13 protein-coding genes and 1 pseudogene are annotated in these 13,794 nt (G+C 74.6%); 8 read left to right on the top strand and 6 right to left on the bottom strand.

Annotation, left to right across the window (positions count from 1 at the left end):
- Positions 1–16: 16 nt before the first annotated feature.
- The gene (locus GA0115242_RS26145; RefSeq protein ID WP_093832591.1) at positions 17–709 is read right to left on the bottom strand and encodes a TetR family transcriptional regulator; all 693 of its coding nucleotides are present in this window, start codon (positions 707–709) and stop codon (positions 17–19) included.
- A 51-nt stretch (positions 710–760) separates the two neighbouring features.
- On the opposite strand from GA0115242_RS26145, the gene GA0115242_RS26140 reads away from it, so the two are divergent.
- The gene (locus tag GA0115242_RS26140) at positions 761–1,678 is read left to right on the top strand and encodes an SDR family NAD(P)-dependent oxidoreductase (RefSeq protein ID WP_093832589.1); all 918 of its coding nucleotides are present in this window, start codon (positions 761–763) and stop codon (positions 1,676–1,678) included.
- A gap of 117 nt (positions 1,679–1,795) precedes the next feature.
- Here GA0115242_RS26140 and GA0115242_RS26135 read toward each other — a convergent pair whose 3' ends face one another.
- Positions 1,796–2,356 carry a TetR/AcrR family transcriptional regulator gene (locus GA0115242_RS26135; protein ID WP_093832587.1) on the bottom strand — a complete coding sequence of 187 codons (561 nt, stop codon included), beginning with the start codon at positions 2,354–2,356 and terminating at the stop codon, positions 1,796–1,798.
- A gap of 65 nt (positions 2,357–2,421) precedes the next feature.
- Between GA0115242_RS26135 and GA0115242_RS40380 the strand changes: the two are divergent.
- A pseudogene (locus tag GA0115242_RS40380) lies at positions 2,422–3,375 on the top strand (NADP-dependent oxidoreductase); the annotation flags it as partial.
- 177 nt (positions 3,376–3,552) lie between these two features.
- Here the strand turns inward: GA0115242_RS40380 and GA0115242_RS41910 are convergent.
- The gene (locus GA0115242_RS41910; protein ID WP_093832601.1) at positions 3,553–4,068 is read right to left on the bottom strand and encodes a hypothetical protein; all 516 of its coding nucleotides are present in this window, start codon (positions 4,066–4,068) and stop codon (positions 3,553–3,555) included.
- Between the two features lie 252 nt (positions 4,069–4,320).
- Here GA0115242_RS41910 and GA0115242_RS26120 point away from each other — a divergent pair, with 252 nt between their 5' ends.
- Together GA0115242_RS26120 and GA0115242_RS26115 are read left to right on the top strand one after the other, a co-directional pair.
- Entirely contained in the window at positions 4,321–5,157 is an 837-nt protein-coding gene (locus GA0115242_RS26120; RefSeq protein WP_256089753.1) for a tat (twin-arginine translocation) pathway signal sequence, read from the top strand.
- A 705-nt stretch (positions 5,158–5,862) separates the two neighbouring features.
- Positions 5,863–6,246 carry a hypothetical protein gene (locus GA0115242_RS26115; protein ID WP_237549316.1) on the top strand — a complete coding sequence of 128 codons (384 nt, stop codon included), beginning with the start codon at positions 5,863–5,865 and terminating at the stop codon, positions 6,244–6,246.
- A 22-nt stretch (positions 6,247–6,268) separates the two neighbouring features.
- Here the strand turns inward: GA0115242_RS26115 and GA0115242_RS26110 are convergent, their stop codons facing one another.
- Positions 6,269–7,021, bottom strand: a complete 753-nt coding sequence (locus GA0115242_RS26110; protein WP_093832585.1) for a restriction endonuclease — start codon at positions 7,019–7,021, stop codon at positions 6,269–6,271.
- Positions 7,022–7,426: 405 nt separating this feature from the next.
- Between GA0115242_RS26110 and GA0115242_RS26105 the strand changes: the two genes are divergently transcribed.
- Positions 7,427–8,914, top strand: coding sequence for an FG-GAP repeat protein (locus GA0115242_RS26105; RefSeq protein ID WP_093832583.1), 1,488 nt, complete (start codon positions 7,427–7,429; stop codon positions 8,912–8,914).
- Positions 8,915–9,019: 105 nt separating this feature from the next.
- Positions 9,020–9,217, top strand: a complete 198-nt coding sequence (locus GA0115242_RS26100) for a hypothetical protein (protein ID WP_093832581.1) — start codon at positions 9,020–9,022, stop codon at positions 9,215–9,217.
- Between the two features lie 65 nt (positions 9,218–9,282).
- Here GA0115242_RS26100 and GA0115242_RS26095 read toward each other — a convergent pair whose 3' ends face one another.
- Positions 9,283–10,035, bottom strand: a complete 753-nt coding sequence (locus GA0115242_RS26095; protein WP_093832579.1) for a FadR/GntR family transcriptional regulator — start codon at positions 10,033–10,035, stop codon at positions 9,283–9,285.
- Between the two features lie 155 nt (positions 10,036–10,190).
- Here GA0115242_RS26095 and GA0115242_RS26090 point away from each other — a divergent pair, with 155 nt between their 5' ends.
- Positions 10,191–10,994, top strand: a complete 804-nt coding sequence (locus GA0115242_RS26090; RefSeq protein ID WP_093832576.1) for a carbon-nitrogen hydrolase family protein — start codon at positions 10,191–10,193, stop codon at positions 10,992–10,994.
- A complete protein-coding gene (locus tag GA0115242_RS26085; RefSeq protein ID WP_093832574.1) occupies positions 10,988–12,454 on the top strand; it encodes an APC family permease in 1,467 nt (488 codons plus the stop codon). Before GA0115242_RS26090 ends, GA0115242_RS26085 begins: the two co-directional genes overlap by 7 nt.
- A 197-nt stretch (positions 12,455–12,651) precedes the next feature.
- Here the strand turns inward: GA0115242_RS26085 and GA0115242_RS26080 are convergent, their stop codons facing one another.
- Positions 12,652–13,785: an FAD-dependent oxidoreductase gene (locus GA0115242_RS26080; protein WP_093832572.1), complete on the bottom strand. Its 1,134-nt coding sequence runs from the start codon at positions 13,783–13,785 to the stop codon at positions 12,652–12,654.
- Positions 13,786–13,794: the final 9 nt, after the last annotated feature.

The following is a 13,794-nucleotide window of genomic DNA, read 5'->3' as shown; positions in this document are numbered from 1 at the left end:
GACTCGCACCCCCACGTCAGGCCTCGCCGATGGCCCCTCCCCGTCGTCCCGCGACCGCCCCCTCCAGTTGCGCCGTCAGGATGCGGGCAAGGCGGGGTTCCACGTCCACGACGGCGTGTGCCAGACGGGGGTCGGCGCGGTAGAGCGCCGCGATCTCCGGGCCGGGCGTCGCGATGTTCCAGAACGATCCGGCCATCGAGGTGGCGGCGGCCATCAGGTCCACGCCGTCCGCCTCGGTCAGCTCCGGCAGCCGCGCCCGCACCTCGGCGACGACGGCGTCGACCGCCGCCAGGGTCACCAGCTTGAACGCCCGCACCGCTTCGACCGAGACGTTGCGTTCGAGGTTCATCGGCGCCTGGGCGAGCAGGTCGCAGAACATGCCGCGGGACGCGAGCGTGCGGGCGAAGGCCGCGGCCACGCCCGCCGCGTCGCCGTCCGCGACCCGGCCGATCGCGTCGCACAGCACCGGCGCCCACTCCTGCCAGCCTGCCGCGGTCAGCCGCAGGAAGATCTCCTCCCGCGTCTCGAAGTAGCGCAGCAGCGCGGACTTGTGCATGCCCACGGCCGCCGCGATGTCGGTCAGCGTGACCTGCCGGATGCCGCGTTCGGCGCCCAGGGCCCGCGCGGCGTCCAGGATGGCGGCCTCCCGCCGCTGCTTGGCCTGCGGGGACCGGGCGCGCTGGAAGTCGGTGGTGTCCACGGCCCCCATGCTAGCGCAACGGAGTTGCACTATTACCGCAACCGTGTTGCACTAAAACTCATGAACGAGAACACGAGCGACAACACGAACGCGGGCACGACCGGGACCACACAGCTGACCTGGTTCGTCACCGGGTCCTCCCGGGGCTTCGGCCGGGCCCTGGTCCGCGCCGCCCTCGAAGCGGGCGACTCCGTGGCGGCGACGGCCCGGCGACCCGAGCAACTCGCGGACCTGGCGGCCGAGTTCGGCGACCGGATAGCGCCGATCGCCCTCGACGTGACCGACCCGGAGGCCGCCCGGACGGCGCTGGCGCACGCGCGCGAGCGGTTCGGGCGGATCGACGTGCTCGTCAACAACGCCGGGTACGCCAACGTCTCCCCGATCGAGACCACCGACGACGCCGACTTCCGCGCCCAGTTCGAGACCAACTTCTGGGGCGTCCACCACGTCACCAAGGCGGCGATCCCGCTGCTGCGCGAGCAGGGCGGCGGTCTCGTCGTGCAGTTCTCCTCCATGGGCGGCCGCGTCGGAGGCTCGCCCGGGATCGCCTCCTACCAGGCGGCGAAGTTCGCGATCGACGGCTACAGCCGGGTGCTGCGCGCGGAGACCGAGCCGTTCGGGATCCGGGTGCTCGTCGTCGAGCCGAGCGGGTTCCGCACCGACTGGGCCGGGTCCTCGATGACCGTGCACGATGTCCCCGAGGGCTACGAGGACACCGTCGGCGCGATCAACCGGCGCATCCGGCAGAGCACCGAGGGCCCGGCGGGCGACCCGGTGCGCGCGGCGGAGATCCTGGTGCGGATGACACGGCGCCGCGACATCCCGACCAACCTGGCGCTCGGCGTGACGGCCTCGGACGGGTCCCTGGCGCTGGACCGGCGACTGCTGGCGCAGGACGAGAGGTGGAGCGCGGTCGGACGGTCGGCGGACTTCGCCGAGGAGTACCCCGTGGAGTTCCCGCCGGACCGGCCCGCCTGACAGCCGCCCGGCCGCCGCCCGGCGGTCGGCCCGTCGCCCGCGCGCCAGGCGGTCACCAGCCGTGTGGCGAGCGGCCAACACCCCTTCCGCGAAGGCGCCTTGGGCCGAAAGGACGATTCAGCGGCCGGGCGAGCGGTCCGTCAGGATCGCGTCGGCGACGACGGTGAAGAGGTGGTCCGCGCGGGAGGCGAGCGCGGGCTGGTCGCGGGTCCAGGCGAGGGCGCCGGCCAGCGCGTACAGGTCGGTGCCGTCGAGGTCGGCGCGGGCGGCACCGTCGTCCTGGGCGCGGACGAGGAGGCGGGCGCCCGCCGCCTTCATGGCGACGCAACTGGCGTGCAGCGCCGAGTCGGGGTCCTCGATGGCGGCCACCATCGAGGCGATCACCCCCTGGTAGGCGGCCGCGCAGTCGACGAACTCGCGGAGCCAGACGGCGAGGGCGTCGCCGGACGACCCGGACTCCTGGAGCGCGTCGGCCCGTTCCGCGAGCCGGTCGAAGCCGGTGCGCAGAAGCGCTTCGAGGAGCGCCTCCCGGGTCGGGAAGTGGCGCTGCGCGGTGCCGAGCCCGACCCCGGCCCTGCGGGCGATGTCGCGCAGCGAGGCACCGGCGCCCTCCTCCGCGACGACGGTCTCCGCGACCTCCAGCAGGTGGTCCCGGTTCTTCCTGGCGTCCGCGCGCACATGCCCTCCTTGATAAGCGGGTCAGTGACCCGTATATTCGATCGGGTCAGTGACCCACTTAGGGTATGCCCTGGTTGACGGAGACGAGAGCGATGTCGGCGATCATGATGAAGGCCATCCGGCTGCACGAGTACGGCGGCCCCGGAGTCCTGCGCCACGAGGACGTCCCGGTGCCCGTGCCGGGGACCGGCGAGGTGCTGGTCCGGGTGCGCGCGGTCGGCGTCAACCCGCCCGACTGGTACCTGCGCGACGGCCTGACCGTGATGCCCGCGGCGATGCGGCCGGCGATCACGCTGCCCGTCGTGCCCGGGACGGACGTGTCGGGGGTGGTCGAACGCGTCGGCGACGGGGTGGACGGCTTCACCGTGGGCGACGAGGTCTTCGGCATGCTCCGCTTCCCTGGTTTCGACGGCAGCGCGTACGCGGAGTACGTGGTGGCGCCCGCGTCGGACCTGGCCCGCAGACCGGCTGGGCTCGACCCCGTGCGGGCGGCCGGAGCGCCCATGGCGGGTCTGACCGCCTGGCAGTTCCTGATCGACCTCGGACACGACGAGCCGTCGCCGTTCCAGGAGGCCAGGCACCGCCCCGTCCCCCTCGACGCGTCCAGCCGGGTCCTGGTCAACGGCGCGGCGGGCGGTGTGGGGCACTTCGGGGTGCAGTTGGCGAAGTGGCGGGGCGCGCACGTCACCGCGGTGGCCTCGGGCGGGCACGCGTCGTTCCTGCGCGATCTCGGCGCCGACGAGGTCGTCGACTACACCGAGGTCCGCCCCGAGGAGGTCGCGCGCGATCTCGACGTCGTCCTCGACACCGTCGGCGGCCCACGGAGCAGCCGTTTCCTGCGCACCCTCAAGCGGGGCGGCTCGCTCTTCCCGGTCTTCTTCGGCGCGTTCGACGCCGAGGAGGTCGCGCGGCTGGGGGTCACCGTCTCCACCACGCAGGTCCGCTCGAACGGCCCGCAGCTCGCGGAACTCGGGCGCCTGCTCGACGACGGCACGGTCCGGGTCGCGATCGACAGCACGTTCCCGCTCGCGCGGGCGGCGGAGGCGCACGAGCGGGCCGCCCGGGGCCACATCCGGGGGGAAGATCGTGCTCACCTGCGAGTGACGTCCCGGCGGGCCACGGCCGGACGGGACGCGCCGCGACCCGCCACGGCAGGGCGTTACGCCGCCGCCCCGGCCGTGGCCCGCCGAAGGGGTTCACCCCAGGTCCGCGTCGGCCGGACCCCCCGCCCGTCCGCCGTCACCGGGGCCGGGAGCGCTGCCGGGGGTGGCGGTGTGGTCTGGGTGTCCGGCCGTGCGGCGCCGTTCCTTCAGCTCCGCCTCGTACAAGTGGTCCCGTCCCGCCGCCAGTTCCCGGCGGATGCGCCGCTCGGTCTCCTTGAACGGCTCGTAGTAGCCGGCGTCGTACTCCTCGACGATCTGGAAGGTCCAGCGCCCGGGGAGCACGTTGCGGCCCAGGATCTCCCGGCTCACCCGCTCCGCCCACTCGGGGTGCCCGGCCTCGCGCAGCAACTCCACGGCACGGTCGAGTTCGAGGTCGGCGCCGCCGGTCAACTGGTGGAACGCGTACAGGTGTCCCCGGGCGCGTTCGGTCGTCTCCAGCGCCTTCGACAGCGCCCCCAGTGCCTCGACGACGGTGTCCGAGACACCGGGCGGACGCCGGTGCGCGCTGTCCGGGCGGTCGTGATCCGGTCGGTCGTGATGCGTGCTCATGGGGTCAGGGGTTCCCCGGACGGCCGTCGCGTCTCACCTTCCGTGCCCCGGCTCGCCCGTTGGGACGACGCGCGGGCGGGAGCCGTGGCCCGGGTGCGGGGCGCGGGGGTGGGGGTGGGGTTATCCCCACCCCCGATAGGGAGGTTGGCTCCGATGACCTGGCGGGGAGCCCGGGGATAGCTTCCGTCGTGGGGATTCCGGGTCCCCCGATCCGCCGGAAGGCGTCACCGTCCCACCCACCGAAGGCTCATCATGAACAGCTCCGTGCCCCTGTCCCCTCGGACCCTCGCTCCGCGGCGGCAGATCGGGCTCCTGACCGCTCTCACCGGGGCTGCCCTCGTCGCCCTCTTCGTCCTCCCCAACGCGCTGGCCCGCAGTTACATCAACGTGGGGAACGTCGGGGAGGTCGTGCGCCGGGGATTCGTCGTCTACTGGCGCTCGGGGAGCCAGAATCCGCCGGGCGAGCTGGAGGACGCGATCACCTTCTGGTTCCGTTTCCATCTCGTCAAGGCGGGCGTCGCCGCGCTGCTCCTCGCCGTGGTCGTGGCGCTCGGGGTCGTCCTGTGGCGGCGTTCGCGGCAGCGGGCCGACGGGCGGACGGGGAGCCGTCTCGCCCTCGGTCTGTCCCAGACGCCCGTCGCGCTGATCGGACTGTTCGCGCTGGTGGTCCTGCTGGCCAACCTGCAGGGCGCGGCGGCGCCGTTCGCGTCGCTGTTCCCGATGCTGACGACCGGGGGCGGGGGAACCGAACTCGGCACGACCCTCACCCAGGTCCAGGACCAGCTCGTCGCCTACCCGGGCGGTGCTCACGCCCCCGCGCTCACCAGGATGGTCGACGATCTCACCACCTACCACGTGGTCTTCGCCGCGCTGACCGGCGTGCTGGCGCTCGCGCTGGCCGGGACGAGCGTCGTCGTCTGGCGGCGCCTGCGGACGGCGTCCGACGCGCGGTCGAGGCGCACGATCAAGGTCACGGGCACCGCCTCCGCGCTCCTGGCCGCCCTGGTCCTGGTCGTCGTCCTCGCGAACATCTCGACGGCGACCCACTCCCCCGAGGCCCTGGCCGCGCTCTTCGCCGGGGGATGGTGAGGGACACCGGGCGACGGCGGGCCGATCTCACCGCACGCGGCCACCCGGTCCCGCGCCCGGCTCGGGCCGACCGAGCCGGACCGGGACACCCTCGTCGTGGAGACCGCGAATCTCGACACCAGCCGCGCGTTCGGGCGCCGCGTCACGGCCGAGGTCGTCCGGCGCGCGGACACCGTTGGCTCAACTCCCGCTCCGAGGGCCCGCTCTACGCCTCCTTCACGCTCGTCACCGTGATCTGCTGCCGGTGAGGTCGGCCGGGGCGCGGCAGCCTGACGTCAACTCGGCTCCCCGTGACGCCAGTTCGAACGCCGTCGCCCGGCCGGGGCTCGTGTCGCGGGGTCGATGGCGTGCGGGGCAGGGGCTCCCGAGCGGTGTTCCCGTCGCCCCTGGCGTGGTCAACCGCCGTCGTCCGCCGCGCCGTTGTGCGGGACGGCGGCGGCTCTCGCGTCGTCGGACGGCGCCGCCCCTCCCCGTCGAACCGCTCCGGAGCGTGCACCGGCGCTCTACGATGAGTGGTCGATCCGGGAGGCCGCGATGGAGATGCCGTACACCGAGCCCGAGGCGGTCAGGCCCCGGCCGGACTATCCTCCCCGGACTCCCCCGCCCCCGAAGAAGCCGCCGAGCCCGCCGCCGCCGGAACCGCCCCGGAGCGCACTGGACGATCCGCCCGTGCCGCAGCGCGCCGGACGGGACGGTGTGCCCGTCATGCGGAACCGGCGAGGAGCCTCCTGGTCCCTGGAGGCGCGGCCCTGGGCCCCGGCCAAGGCGGCCGGGAAGGTGGCGGAGCGCCTGGCCGAGTGGGGGTTCGAGACGCCCCGGCACCTCGACGAGGTGGTGCGCCTGGCCGTCTCCACGGTCGTCGGGGACGGCGGCCGACGCGTCAGCGTGCACGTGTCCGAGCAGGACGGCCGGGCCCTGGTCCTCGCCTTCAGCCACCGGCCCGCCACACCGGGGGCCCCGTCCGGCGAAACGGTCCTGCCCACCCTGCGCGACCTGGGCGCGGACAGTTGCGGGACCGAGGTGACCGGCGAGGGGCGGCGGGTGTGGGCGCTGCTGGCCCTCACGCCCGCGCCCGCGGACCCCCCTTGAGGCGCCGGGCGCCGTGGCCCGCTCAGGGTCGTCCGCCGTGCGGCCCGCGCGGGGCCGGGAGGGAGCGCAGCAGGTCCCACAGCGGGCGGCCGCCCGACGCCCACGCTCCCAGGGTGTGCCGGTCGACGACGTGCAGCCGCTGCTGCCGGGCGAAGGCCGCGGCCGGTGCGGTGACCCGCCCGTTGGTCACGATCACCGCGATGTCCGCGCCGTGGACCTGACGGGCGGTGCCGTTGAGGACCTGGAGGTCGGGGGTGCCGACGGCGGAGCCCGCCAGGCCGTCGCGCCGGTGCTTGCACTGGATGACCCAGCGCCGCCCGAAGGGGTCGGTGGCCTTCACGTCGGCGCCCAGATCGCCCCGGCCGCCGACCCGGACGGCGTCCGCGCAGCCGTCCCGGCGCATCAACTCCCCCACGGCGTCCTCGAACCGGGTGTGGTGCAGGCCGTCCAGGCGGGTCAGCTCGTAGCGCAGGCCGCGCATCCGGACCGCCTCCCAGCGGGCCCGCTGCCGTCTGCGGTGGTGCAGGGCGGCGCCCGCCGTCACGGCCACCGCGACGACGACCACGAGGACCCAGCGGTGGGTCAGCAGCCAGTCGACGACGACCAGGACCCCGGCGACGGCCACCACCGCGCCGAGGAACCCGCCGATCAGACGGTCCTCCGCCCGCCGCCTGCGCCTGACGGGCCCGCGGGCCGGGCGGCGGGCCGTGCCGCGTCGTCGGACCGGCTGCCGTGCGCGCGGAGGCCGGCCGCCCCGGGTGCGCGGGACGCTCATCGGCCGCCTCCGGCACGGCAGTTGGGCACTGTCCCGTCGATGGTCAGCAAGCGTCCAGACCTCCCCCGAACCGTACGGACACGCCGCCCGGGACGAAGCGCGCCGTCCCGGACCTCCTGTGTAGCGGGAAGACGGGGGCCACGAAGGCTGATTGCCGACCAATGACATGAAGCAGTCGGAGGTGGCCGAAATTCACATATCGCGCGCGGGATCCACGGCTTCGGTGATCCGCGGTCGTCCCGGGAGGAGCTTCCGGCGGTCGATCCACCGCGCCCCCGGACGTGCGACACCGTGCGGGCGGGCGCGTGTTCTCCGGAGTCCAGGTGGGCGGCTACAACTCTTGTCCGCTCTCGCAGGTCCAATCCGGCACAGGGAACACATGAGCGACTTCTGGGGAAACGGACCATGACACAGAGACAGTTCGCCGTCGCCGCGGCCTCCTTCCTGATCCTGGCGGGCGCGACGCTCACCGCGGCGCCCGGCGCCTGGGCGGGCACACCGGGCGGGACCCGCGCCGTCGACCGCAACAGCGACTTCGACGGCGACGGCTACGACGACGTCCTGATCGGCGCCCCGACCGGAACCGACGGTTCCCGCAAGGGGTCGGGGTACGTCACCGTCCAGTACGGGTCCGCGCGCGGCATCGGGACGGCCACCGGCGCGCGCGCCGGGCGCACGGCGGTCTTCGGCCAGGACACCCCCGGAGTCCCCGGGACCGCCGAGGCCGGTGACGGCTTCGGCGCCGCCGTGGCCACCGGGGATCTCGACGGCGACGGCTACGACGACGCGATCGTGGCCGCGCCCGGCGAGGACGTCGGCACGGTGCGCGACGCGGGCCGGGTAACCGTCCTGTTCGGGTCGCGCACCGGGCTGAGCGCGGCCCGCAGCGTCACCTTCGGGGCGGCCGTGCCCACGGCGGACGCCAGGTTCGGGCTGGCCGTGGCGGCGGCGCGGCTGACCGGCGCCACGCCCGCCGACGTGCTCGCGGTCGCCGACGTGCGGGGCGCGGACCTGTTCACCTACGGCGCCGGTGCGCTGAGGCCGACGGGCCGCGTCGACACCGCCGTCGCCCCGGGCGGCGAACGGATCGAACCGGCGTCGCTGACCACGGGCGACTACGACGCCGACGGCTATGCCGACCTGGTGGTGTCCGGGCGCAGTCTTGAAGAGGACGGCACCGGGCGCTCGGCGGTCTACAGCGGCGGGGCCACCGGGCTCAGGTACGCGCGGGACCTGCCCGGCGGCCCTGCCACCGCCTCGGGGGACATCGACGGCGACGGCTACGACGACCTCGTCCACGGCAGGCCCGACCGCCCCGAGGACGTCTACGAGCCGCTCACCGGCGGGACCGTCCTCGTCTACCTGGGCGGCCCGCGCGGCTTCCTGGACCACGACGAACTCGGCACCCCGGACCAGGTGTGGGGGCAGGACCGGCCCGGGGTGCCGGGCACGGCGGAGCTGGGCGACGGGTTCGGGGCCGATGTGTCGCTGGCCGACGTCGACGGCGACGGCTTCGCCGACCTGGCCGTCGGGGTGCCAGGCGAGGACATCGGGACGGTCCGGGACGCGGGGTGCGTGACGGTGCTGCGCGGCACCGCGCACGGGCTGACGGCGACCGGCGCGGTCTCCTTCAACCAGGGGACCGCGAACGTCCCGGGCACCGTGGAGCGGGACGACCGGTTCGGCGGGCAGGTCAGGCTGGTCGACTCCGACCGCGACGGCCGCAGCGAGCTGCTGGCCACGGCGCCCGGCGAGAACACCGGCGACGGGGTGGCCTGGCTGCTGCCCGCGACCTCGCGGGGCGTGGTGGCCACCGGTTCGTGGGCCTACGGCGGAGGGTCGCTGGCCGCGCCGGGCGCCGACGCGCACTTCGGGGCGGCCGTCGACGAGTGAGCCGGGCCGCGCGGGCGGGAACCGGCCGCCGTCCCGCCGGGTCAGGTCGTCCCCCGCCCATGAGACGATCATCGTGACCGTGCGGACGGACAGGTAGGGGGAACCGTGGTCTTCGTCGTATTGCTCGTGGTCGTGGCGCTGGTCGCCGGTGGATGCGTGTGCGTGGTGTGGGCCGACCGGGGCGGGCCCCGGTGGGCGCGGGTGGTGGCGGCGGTGACGCTCTCCGCCGGTGAACTGCTGCGCGGCGCCCGCAGGAGGAGCCGTCGGAGCGTCGGCGGCGGCTCGTCCGACAGCGGGGACTAGCGTCGGGCGGTCCCGGGGCGGTGGACGCCTGCCGACCCGGGGTCAGGTCCCGGCGGTGAGAACCGTCAGCGGTCCTCGGCGCGGTCGCTGAGGCCCATGTACATGGTCCGGTGCAGCTCGGCCGCGTGCGCGCTGAGCAGCCGGGCGGCGAGGGGCCCGTCCTGGGCGGCGAGCGCGGCCCTGATGTCCTTGTGCTCCTGGTTGCTGACCCGCAGGTAGTCCATGGAGTAGGGCAGGAAGTAGCGGTACAGCTCCCCGGTGACCTGCTCGTACATCGCGCAGGCGTCCGGCAGCCCCGCGCCGCGCACGACGGTGGAGTGGAAGCCCCGGTCGGCGGCGTGGAACTCCGCCCAGGTGGTCGCGTCGTCCATGGCGGCGATCGCGCGGTCGAGGCCGGCGAGCGTGCCGCCGTCGACACGGAGCGCCGCGAAGTGGCCGAAACCCGCCTCCAGGACGGTCCGTTCGTCGATGAGGCGGCGCACCCGGGCGCTGTCCTCGCGGTAGGCGGCGGTCTCCGCGACGGTGTGGTGGCGGGGCCGGTCGGCGATGAACGTGCCGCCGTTGCGGCCGGGCCTGCGGTGGACGACGCCCTCGCGCTCCAGCGCGCCGAAGGCCCGGCGGACGGTGATCTCCCCGACGCCGAGGGCGCTGGCGGTGGCCCGAACGTTCGGCAGGCGCTCGCCGGGCGCGAGCAGGCCCAGGTCGACGGCGAGGGATATCCGCGCCCGGACGGTGTCCAGGGCGCTGGTGCGCCGGATCGCCGTCAGGGGGTCGCTGCTGAGCGGGTGTGCCGCGGCGGCGGGGGCCTCGGGTTCCATCCGGTCAGCGTACTGGCGCCCGGCGGGCGCCCGGTGAGGTGTGCGCGTACCCGTGGTGCCGGTGAGACGGATCACCCCGAACTCTTTACCTGCTCAAAGTGAGCATGTTTTGATGGCCGGGATTCGCCCCCGCTCCGTACGATCCGAAGGCACTGATGAAGATCTCCGGACTGCAGACCGCCGGCACACCCGGCGACGTCGAAGCCAACCTGCGCGAGCTGGACGCGGCCTGCGCGCGGGCCCGTGCCGAGGGAGCCGAGCTGCTCGTCACCACCGAGCTGTTCCTCACCGGCTACGACATCGGCGACCTGGTGCGCGAGCTGGCCCGCACCGACCTGCTCTCCCCGGTCAGGGAGCTGGCCGCGCGCCACGGCCTCGCGCTGGTCGTCGGCCTCCCCGAGCACGAGGACGGCGCGTACTACAACAGCGCGTTCTTCGTCGGCCCCGGCGGGGAGGTGCTGGGCAGGCACCGCAAGAGCCACCTCTTCGGCGCGCTGGACCGCCGCTACTTCACCGCGGGCGACCGGGCGGCCACCCTGGTCGACTTCGGCGGCCTGCGCATCGCCCTGCTGATCTGCTACGACGTCGAGTTCCCGGAGACCGTGCGGGCCGCGGCGGCGGCCGGGGCCGACCTCGTCGCCGTCCCCACCGCGCAGATGGAGCCGTTCGCGTTCGTCGCCGACCACGTGCTGCGGGTGCGGGCCTGGGAGAACCAGGTCTACCTCGCCTACGTCAACCACGTCGGCGTCGAGGGCTCCCTCACCTATGTGGGGCGCAGTTGCGTCGTCGCGCCGTCGGGCGAGGTCCTGGACCGGGCCGAGCACGGCACCCGCCTCGTCCTCGGCGACGTCGACCCGAAGACGGTGGCCGCAGCCCGCGCCGCCAACCCCTATCTCGACGACCGCCGTCCCGAGCTGTACGTTCCCCTCTCCCCCGCTCCCGAGGACCGCTCATGGTGACCGATTCCGTCTCTCAGCCGCAGCCCGTTCCGCAGCAGTCGTCCCCGCGGCTCGCGGGCCGTCTGGGCACCGGGTCCATCGTGTTCATGGTGATCGCGGCCGCGGCGCCGCTGACCGTGGTCGGCGGCAACGTGCCGCTCGCCATCGCCGGGGGCCCCGGCGCGGGCGCCCCGGTCGGCTTCGCGCTCGCGTCGCTGATCCTGCTGGTCTTCGCCGTCGGGTTCGTCACCATGACACCGCACGTCCCGCAGGCCGGTGCCTTCTACGCCTACGCGACCCGGGGGCTCGGGGAGCGGGCGGGGGTGGGGACGGCGGCCGTCGCGCTCGTCGCCTACACCGCGATCCAGGTCGGGGTGTACGGGTATCTCGGCTGGGCCTTCAACGACGCGCTGGGCTCCTTCGGGATGGGCACGCTGCCGTGGTGGGTGTGGGCGCTGGGCGCGGTCGCCGTCGTCGCCTTCCTCGGCTACCGGCACATCGAGCTGAGTTCCAAGGTGCTCGGCGTGGCGCTGGTGCTGGAGATCGCCGTGGTCGTGGTGCTGGACGCGGTCGTCTTCGCCCGCGGCGGCGCGCACGGCATCACCGCCGAGCCGTTCACCCCGCACGCGGCGTTCTCGGGTCCGCTGGGCATCGCCGTGCTGTTCGCGCTGACCGGGTTCATCGGGTTCGAGGCGACGGCCGTCTTCCGCGACGAGGCCCGCGACCCCGAGCGCACGATCCCGCGGGCCACCTATCTGGCCGTGCTGATCATCGGCGGTTTCTACACGCTGTCCTGCTGGGCCCTGGTCCTGGCGGCCGGTACCGGGGAGGCGTCGGCCGTGGCGCAGCGGACCGTGGACGGCGAGGGCAACATGCTGATGGACACCGCGCAGGCGTACGTCGGCACGACGCTGCGCGACGTGATGCAGGTGCTGCTGCTGAGCAGCCTCTTCGCGTGCGTGCTCTCCTTCCACAACGTGATCGCGCGCTACACGTTCACGCTCTCCCGCCAGGGGCTGCTGCCGTCCCGGCTGGGCACGGTGCACGCCCGGCACCGTTCGCCGTCGGCGTCGTCCGTGCTCCAGAGCCTGACCGCGCTGGTCCTGGTGGTCGGCTGCGCGCTGCTCGGACTCGACCCGCTGGTCGGGGTGTTCGGCTCGATGGCGGGCATCGCGACGGTCGGCATGGTCGTGCTGATGCTGATCACGTCGGTCGCGGTGCTGGTGTTCTTCGCGCGCCGTCCCGAGACGGTCGGGGGCCGTCTCTGGCAGACCCGGATCGCGCCGGTGCTCGCGGTGATCGGGCTGCTGGCCGGGATGTGGCTGGTCCTGGTCAACTTCACCCTCGTCACGGGCGGCGGCCTGGTGCTGAGCGTGATCCTGGCCCTCATCCCGTTCGCCGCGCTGGTGGCGGGCTGTCTGTACGGGCCGCGCGGATCGGCGCTCGACCGGCCGGCCGAGGAGGTCGCCGCCCGGGAGTGACCGGCGGCGGGGCGCCTCCCGGTCCGCACGGGAAGTGCCGCGGAAGGGGCGTGGGGCGACCGGTTCCGGGGCCGCCCGGCGCCCCTCGCGCGTTCCGGCGCACTCGCCCGCCCCCATTCCCTCGCCCGCACCCGCCCCCTCGGGTGCTCCGGCGTCCCCGCCCGTCCCCGCCCGTCGCCGCTCGCCCGGCCGTTCCGTCAGGCGGCCGGGTCCGCGCCGGTGAAGAAGGCGACGAGGCTGTGCGGGGCGTCCTCGCCGTGGCACAGCCACTGGACGTGCCGCGCCTCGACGGCCGCGGCGGCGCTGCGCGGGAACAGGGCCTCCTCGTAGACGGCGAGCGCGGCCTCGGTGTCGTCCGGGTGGGCGGCGAGGGCGAGGCCGAGTTCGGCGCCGTCGTACATGGCGAGGTTGGCCCCCTCGCCGGACGGGGGCATCAGGTGGGCGGCGTCGCCGACGAGGGTGACCCCGGGGACCCGGTCCCAACGGTGGTCGTCCGGGAGGGTGTTGACGGTGCGGGGCACCGGGGCGCTCTCGCCGTCGGTGAGCAGCGCGGTGAGCCCCGGGGCCCAGCCGGGGAACTCTGCGGCGACCGCGGCCCTGGCCGCCTCGGCGTCGGTGAAGTCGATGGCGTCCAGCCACGCGCGCTCCTTGTCGACGGTGACGTAGGTGTGCAGGACGCCGTCCGGCTCGCGGTGGGCGGAGATGCCCCGGCCGGGGGCGAGCGCGGAGAAGGAGCCGTCGCCGACGACGCGGGCGCTCTCGGGGTGGCGGGTGTCCACGTCGTAGAGGTAGGTCTCGATCATGGACCTGCCGATGTAGGCGGGCACCGCGTCGGAGAGCAGCGGGCGGACGCGCGACCAGGCGCCGTCCGCGCCGACGAGCAGGCCGGTGGTGACGGTCGTCCCGTCGGCGAACGTCACCTCGTGCCGTCCGCCGCCGAGCGACCGGGCGCCGGTGACCTTGCGGCCCCACCGGACGGTGCCCTCGGGCAGCGCGTCGACGAGCATCCGCCGCAGGGCGGCGCGCGGCACCTCGGGGCGTCCGCCGGTGCCGTCGTCGGGCTCGTCGAGCAGGACGGTGCCGTCCTTGTCGGCGATCCGGGAGGCCTGGGCGCCCTGGTGGACGATGCCGAGGAACTCCTCGTACAGCCCGGCCGCCCGCAGCGCGCGCTGCCCGTTGTGCTCGTGGATGTCGAGCAGGCCGCCCTGGGCGCGGGCCGTGGGCGACGCCTCCGCCTCGTGGACCGTCACGGGGATGCCGTGGACGTGGAGCACGCGGGCGAGCGTCAGTCCTCCGAGCCCGGCGCCGATGATCGTGACCGGAGTGTGCATGGTCCCTGC

Origin of the sequence: Streptomyces sp. SolWspMP-5a-2, from assembly GCF_900091845.1 — a bacterium.
In the GTDB taxonomy this organism is placed as follows: domain Bacteria; phylum Actinomycetota; class Actinomycetes; order Streptomycetales; family Streptomycetaceae; genus Streptomyces; species Streptomyces doudnae.
Note: the sequence above shows the minus strand (reverse complement) of the source record. Positions and strands in the feature narration are given on the sequence as shown.

What these genes read in the sequence shown, in the direction of transcription:
- GA0115242_RS26095 (WP_093832579.1), bottom strand. Translation starts at nt 10,035, where the DNA reads ATGGAACCCGAGGCCCCCGCCGCCGCGGCACACCCGCTCAGCAGCGAC.
- GA0115242_RS26145 (WP_093832591.1), bottom strand. Translation starts at nt 709, where the DNA reads ATGGGGGCCGTGGACACCACCGACTTCCAGCGCGCCCGGTCCCCGCAG.
- GA0115242_RS26085 (WP_093832574.1), top strand. Translation starts at nt 10,988, where the DNA reads ATGGTGACCGATTCCGTCTCTCAGCCGCAGCCCGTTCCGCAGCAGTCG.
- GA0115242_RS26080 (WP_093832572.1), bottom strand. Translation starts at nt 13,785, where the DNA reads ATGCACACTCCGGTCACGATCATCGGCGCCGGGCTCGGAGGACTGACG.
- GA0115242_RS26120 (WP_256089753.1), top strand. Translation starts at nt 4,321, where the DNA reads ATGAACAGCTCCGTGCCCCTGTCCCCTCGGACCCTCGCTCCGCGGCGG.
- GA0115242_RS41910 (WP_093832601.1), bottom strand. Translation starts at nt 4,068, where the DNA reads ATGAGCACGCATCACGACCGACCGGATCACGACCGCCCGGACAGCGCG.
- GA0115242_RS26115 (WP_237549316.1), top strand. Translation starts at nt 5,863, where the DNA reads ATGCGGAACCGGCGAGGAGCCTCCTGGTCCCTGGAGGCGCGGCCCTGG.
- GA0115242_RS26140 (WP_093832589.1), top strand. Translation starts at nt 761, where the DNA reads ATGAACGAGAACACGAGCGACAACACGAACGCGGGCACGACCGGGACC.
- GA0115242_RS26105 (WP_093832583.1), top strand. Translation starts at nt 7,427, where the DNA reads ATGACACAGAGACAGTTCGCCGTCGCCGCGGCCTCCTTCCTGATCCTG.
- GA0115242_RS26110 (WP_093832585.1), bottom strand. Translation starts at nt 7,021, where the DNA reads ATGAGCGTCCCGCGCACCCGGGGCGGCCGGCCTCCGCGCGCACGGCAG.
- GA0115242_RS26090 (WP_093832576.1), top strand. Translation starts at nt 10,191, where the DNA reads ATGAAGATCTCCGGACTGCAGACCGCCGGCACACCCGGCGACGTCGAA.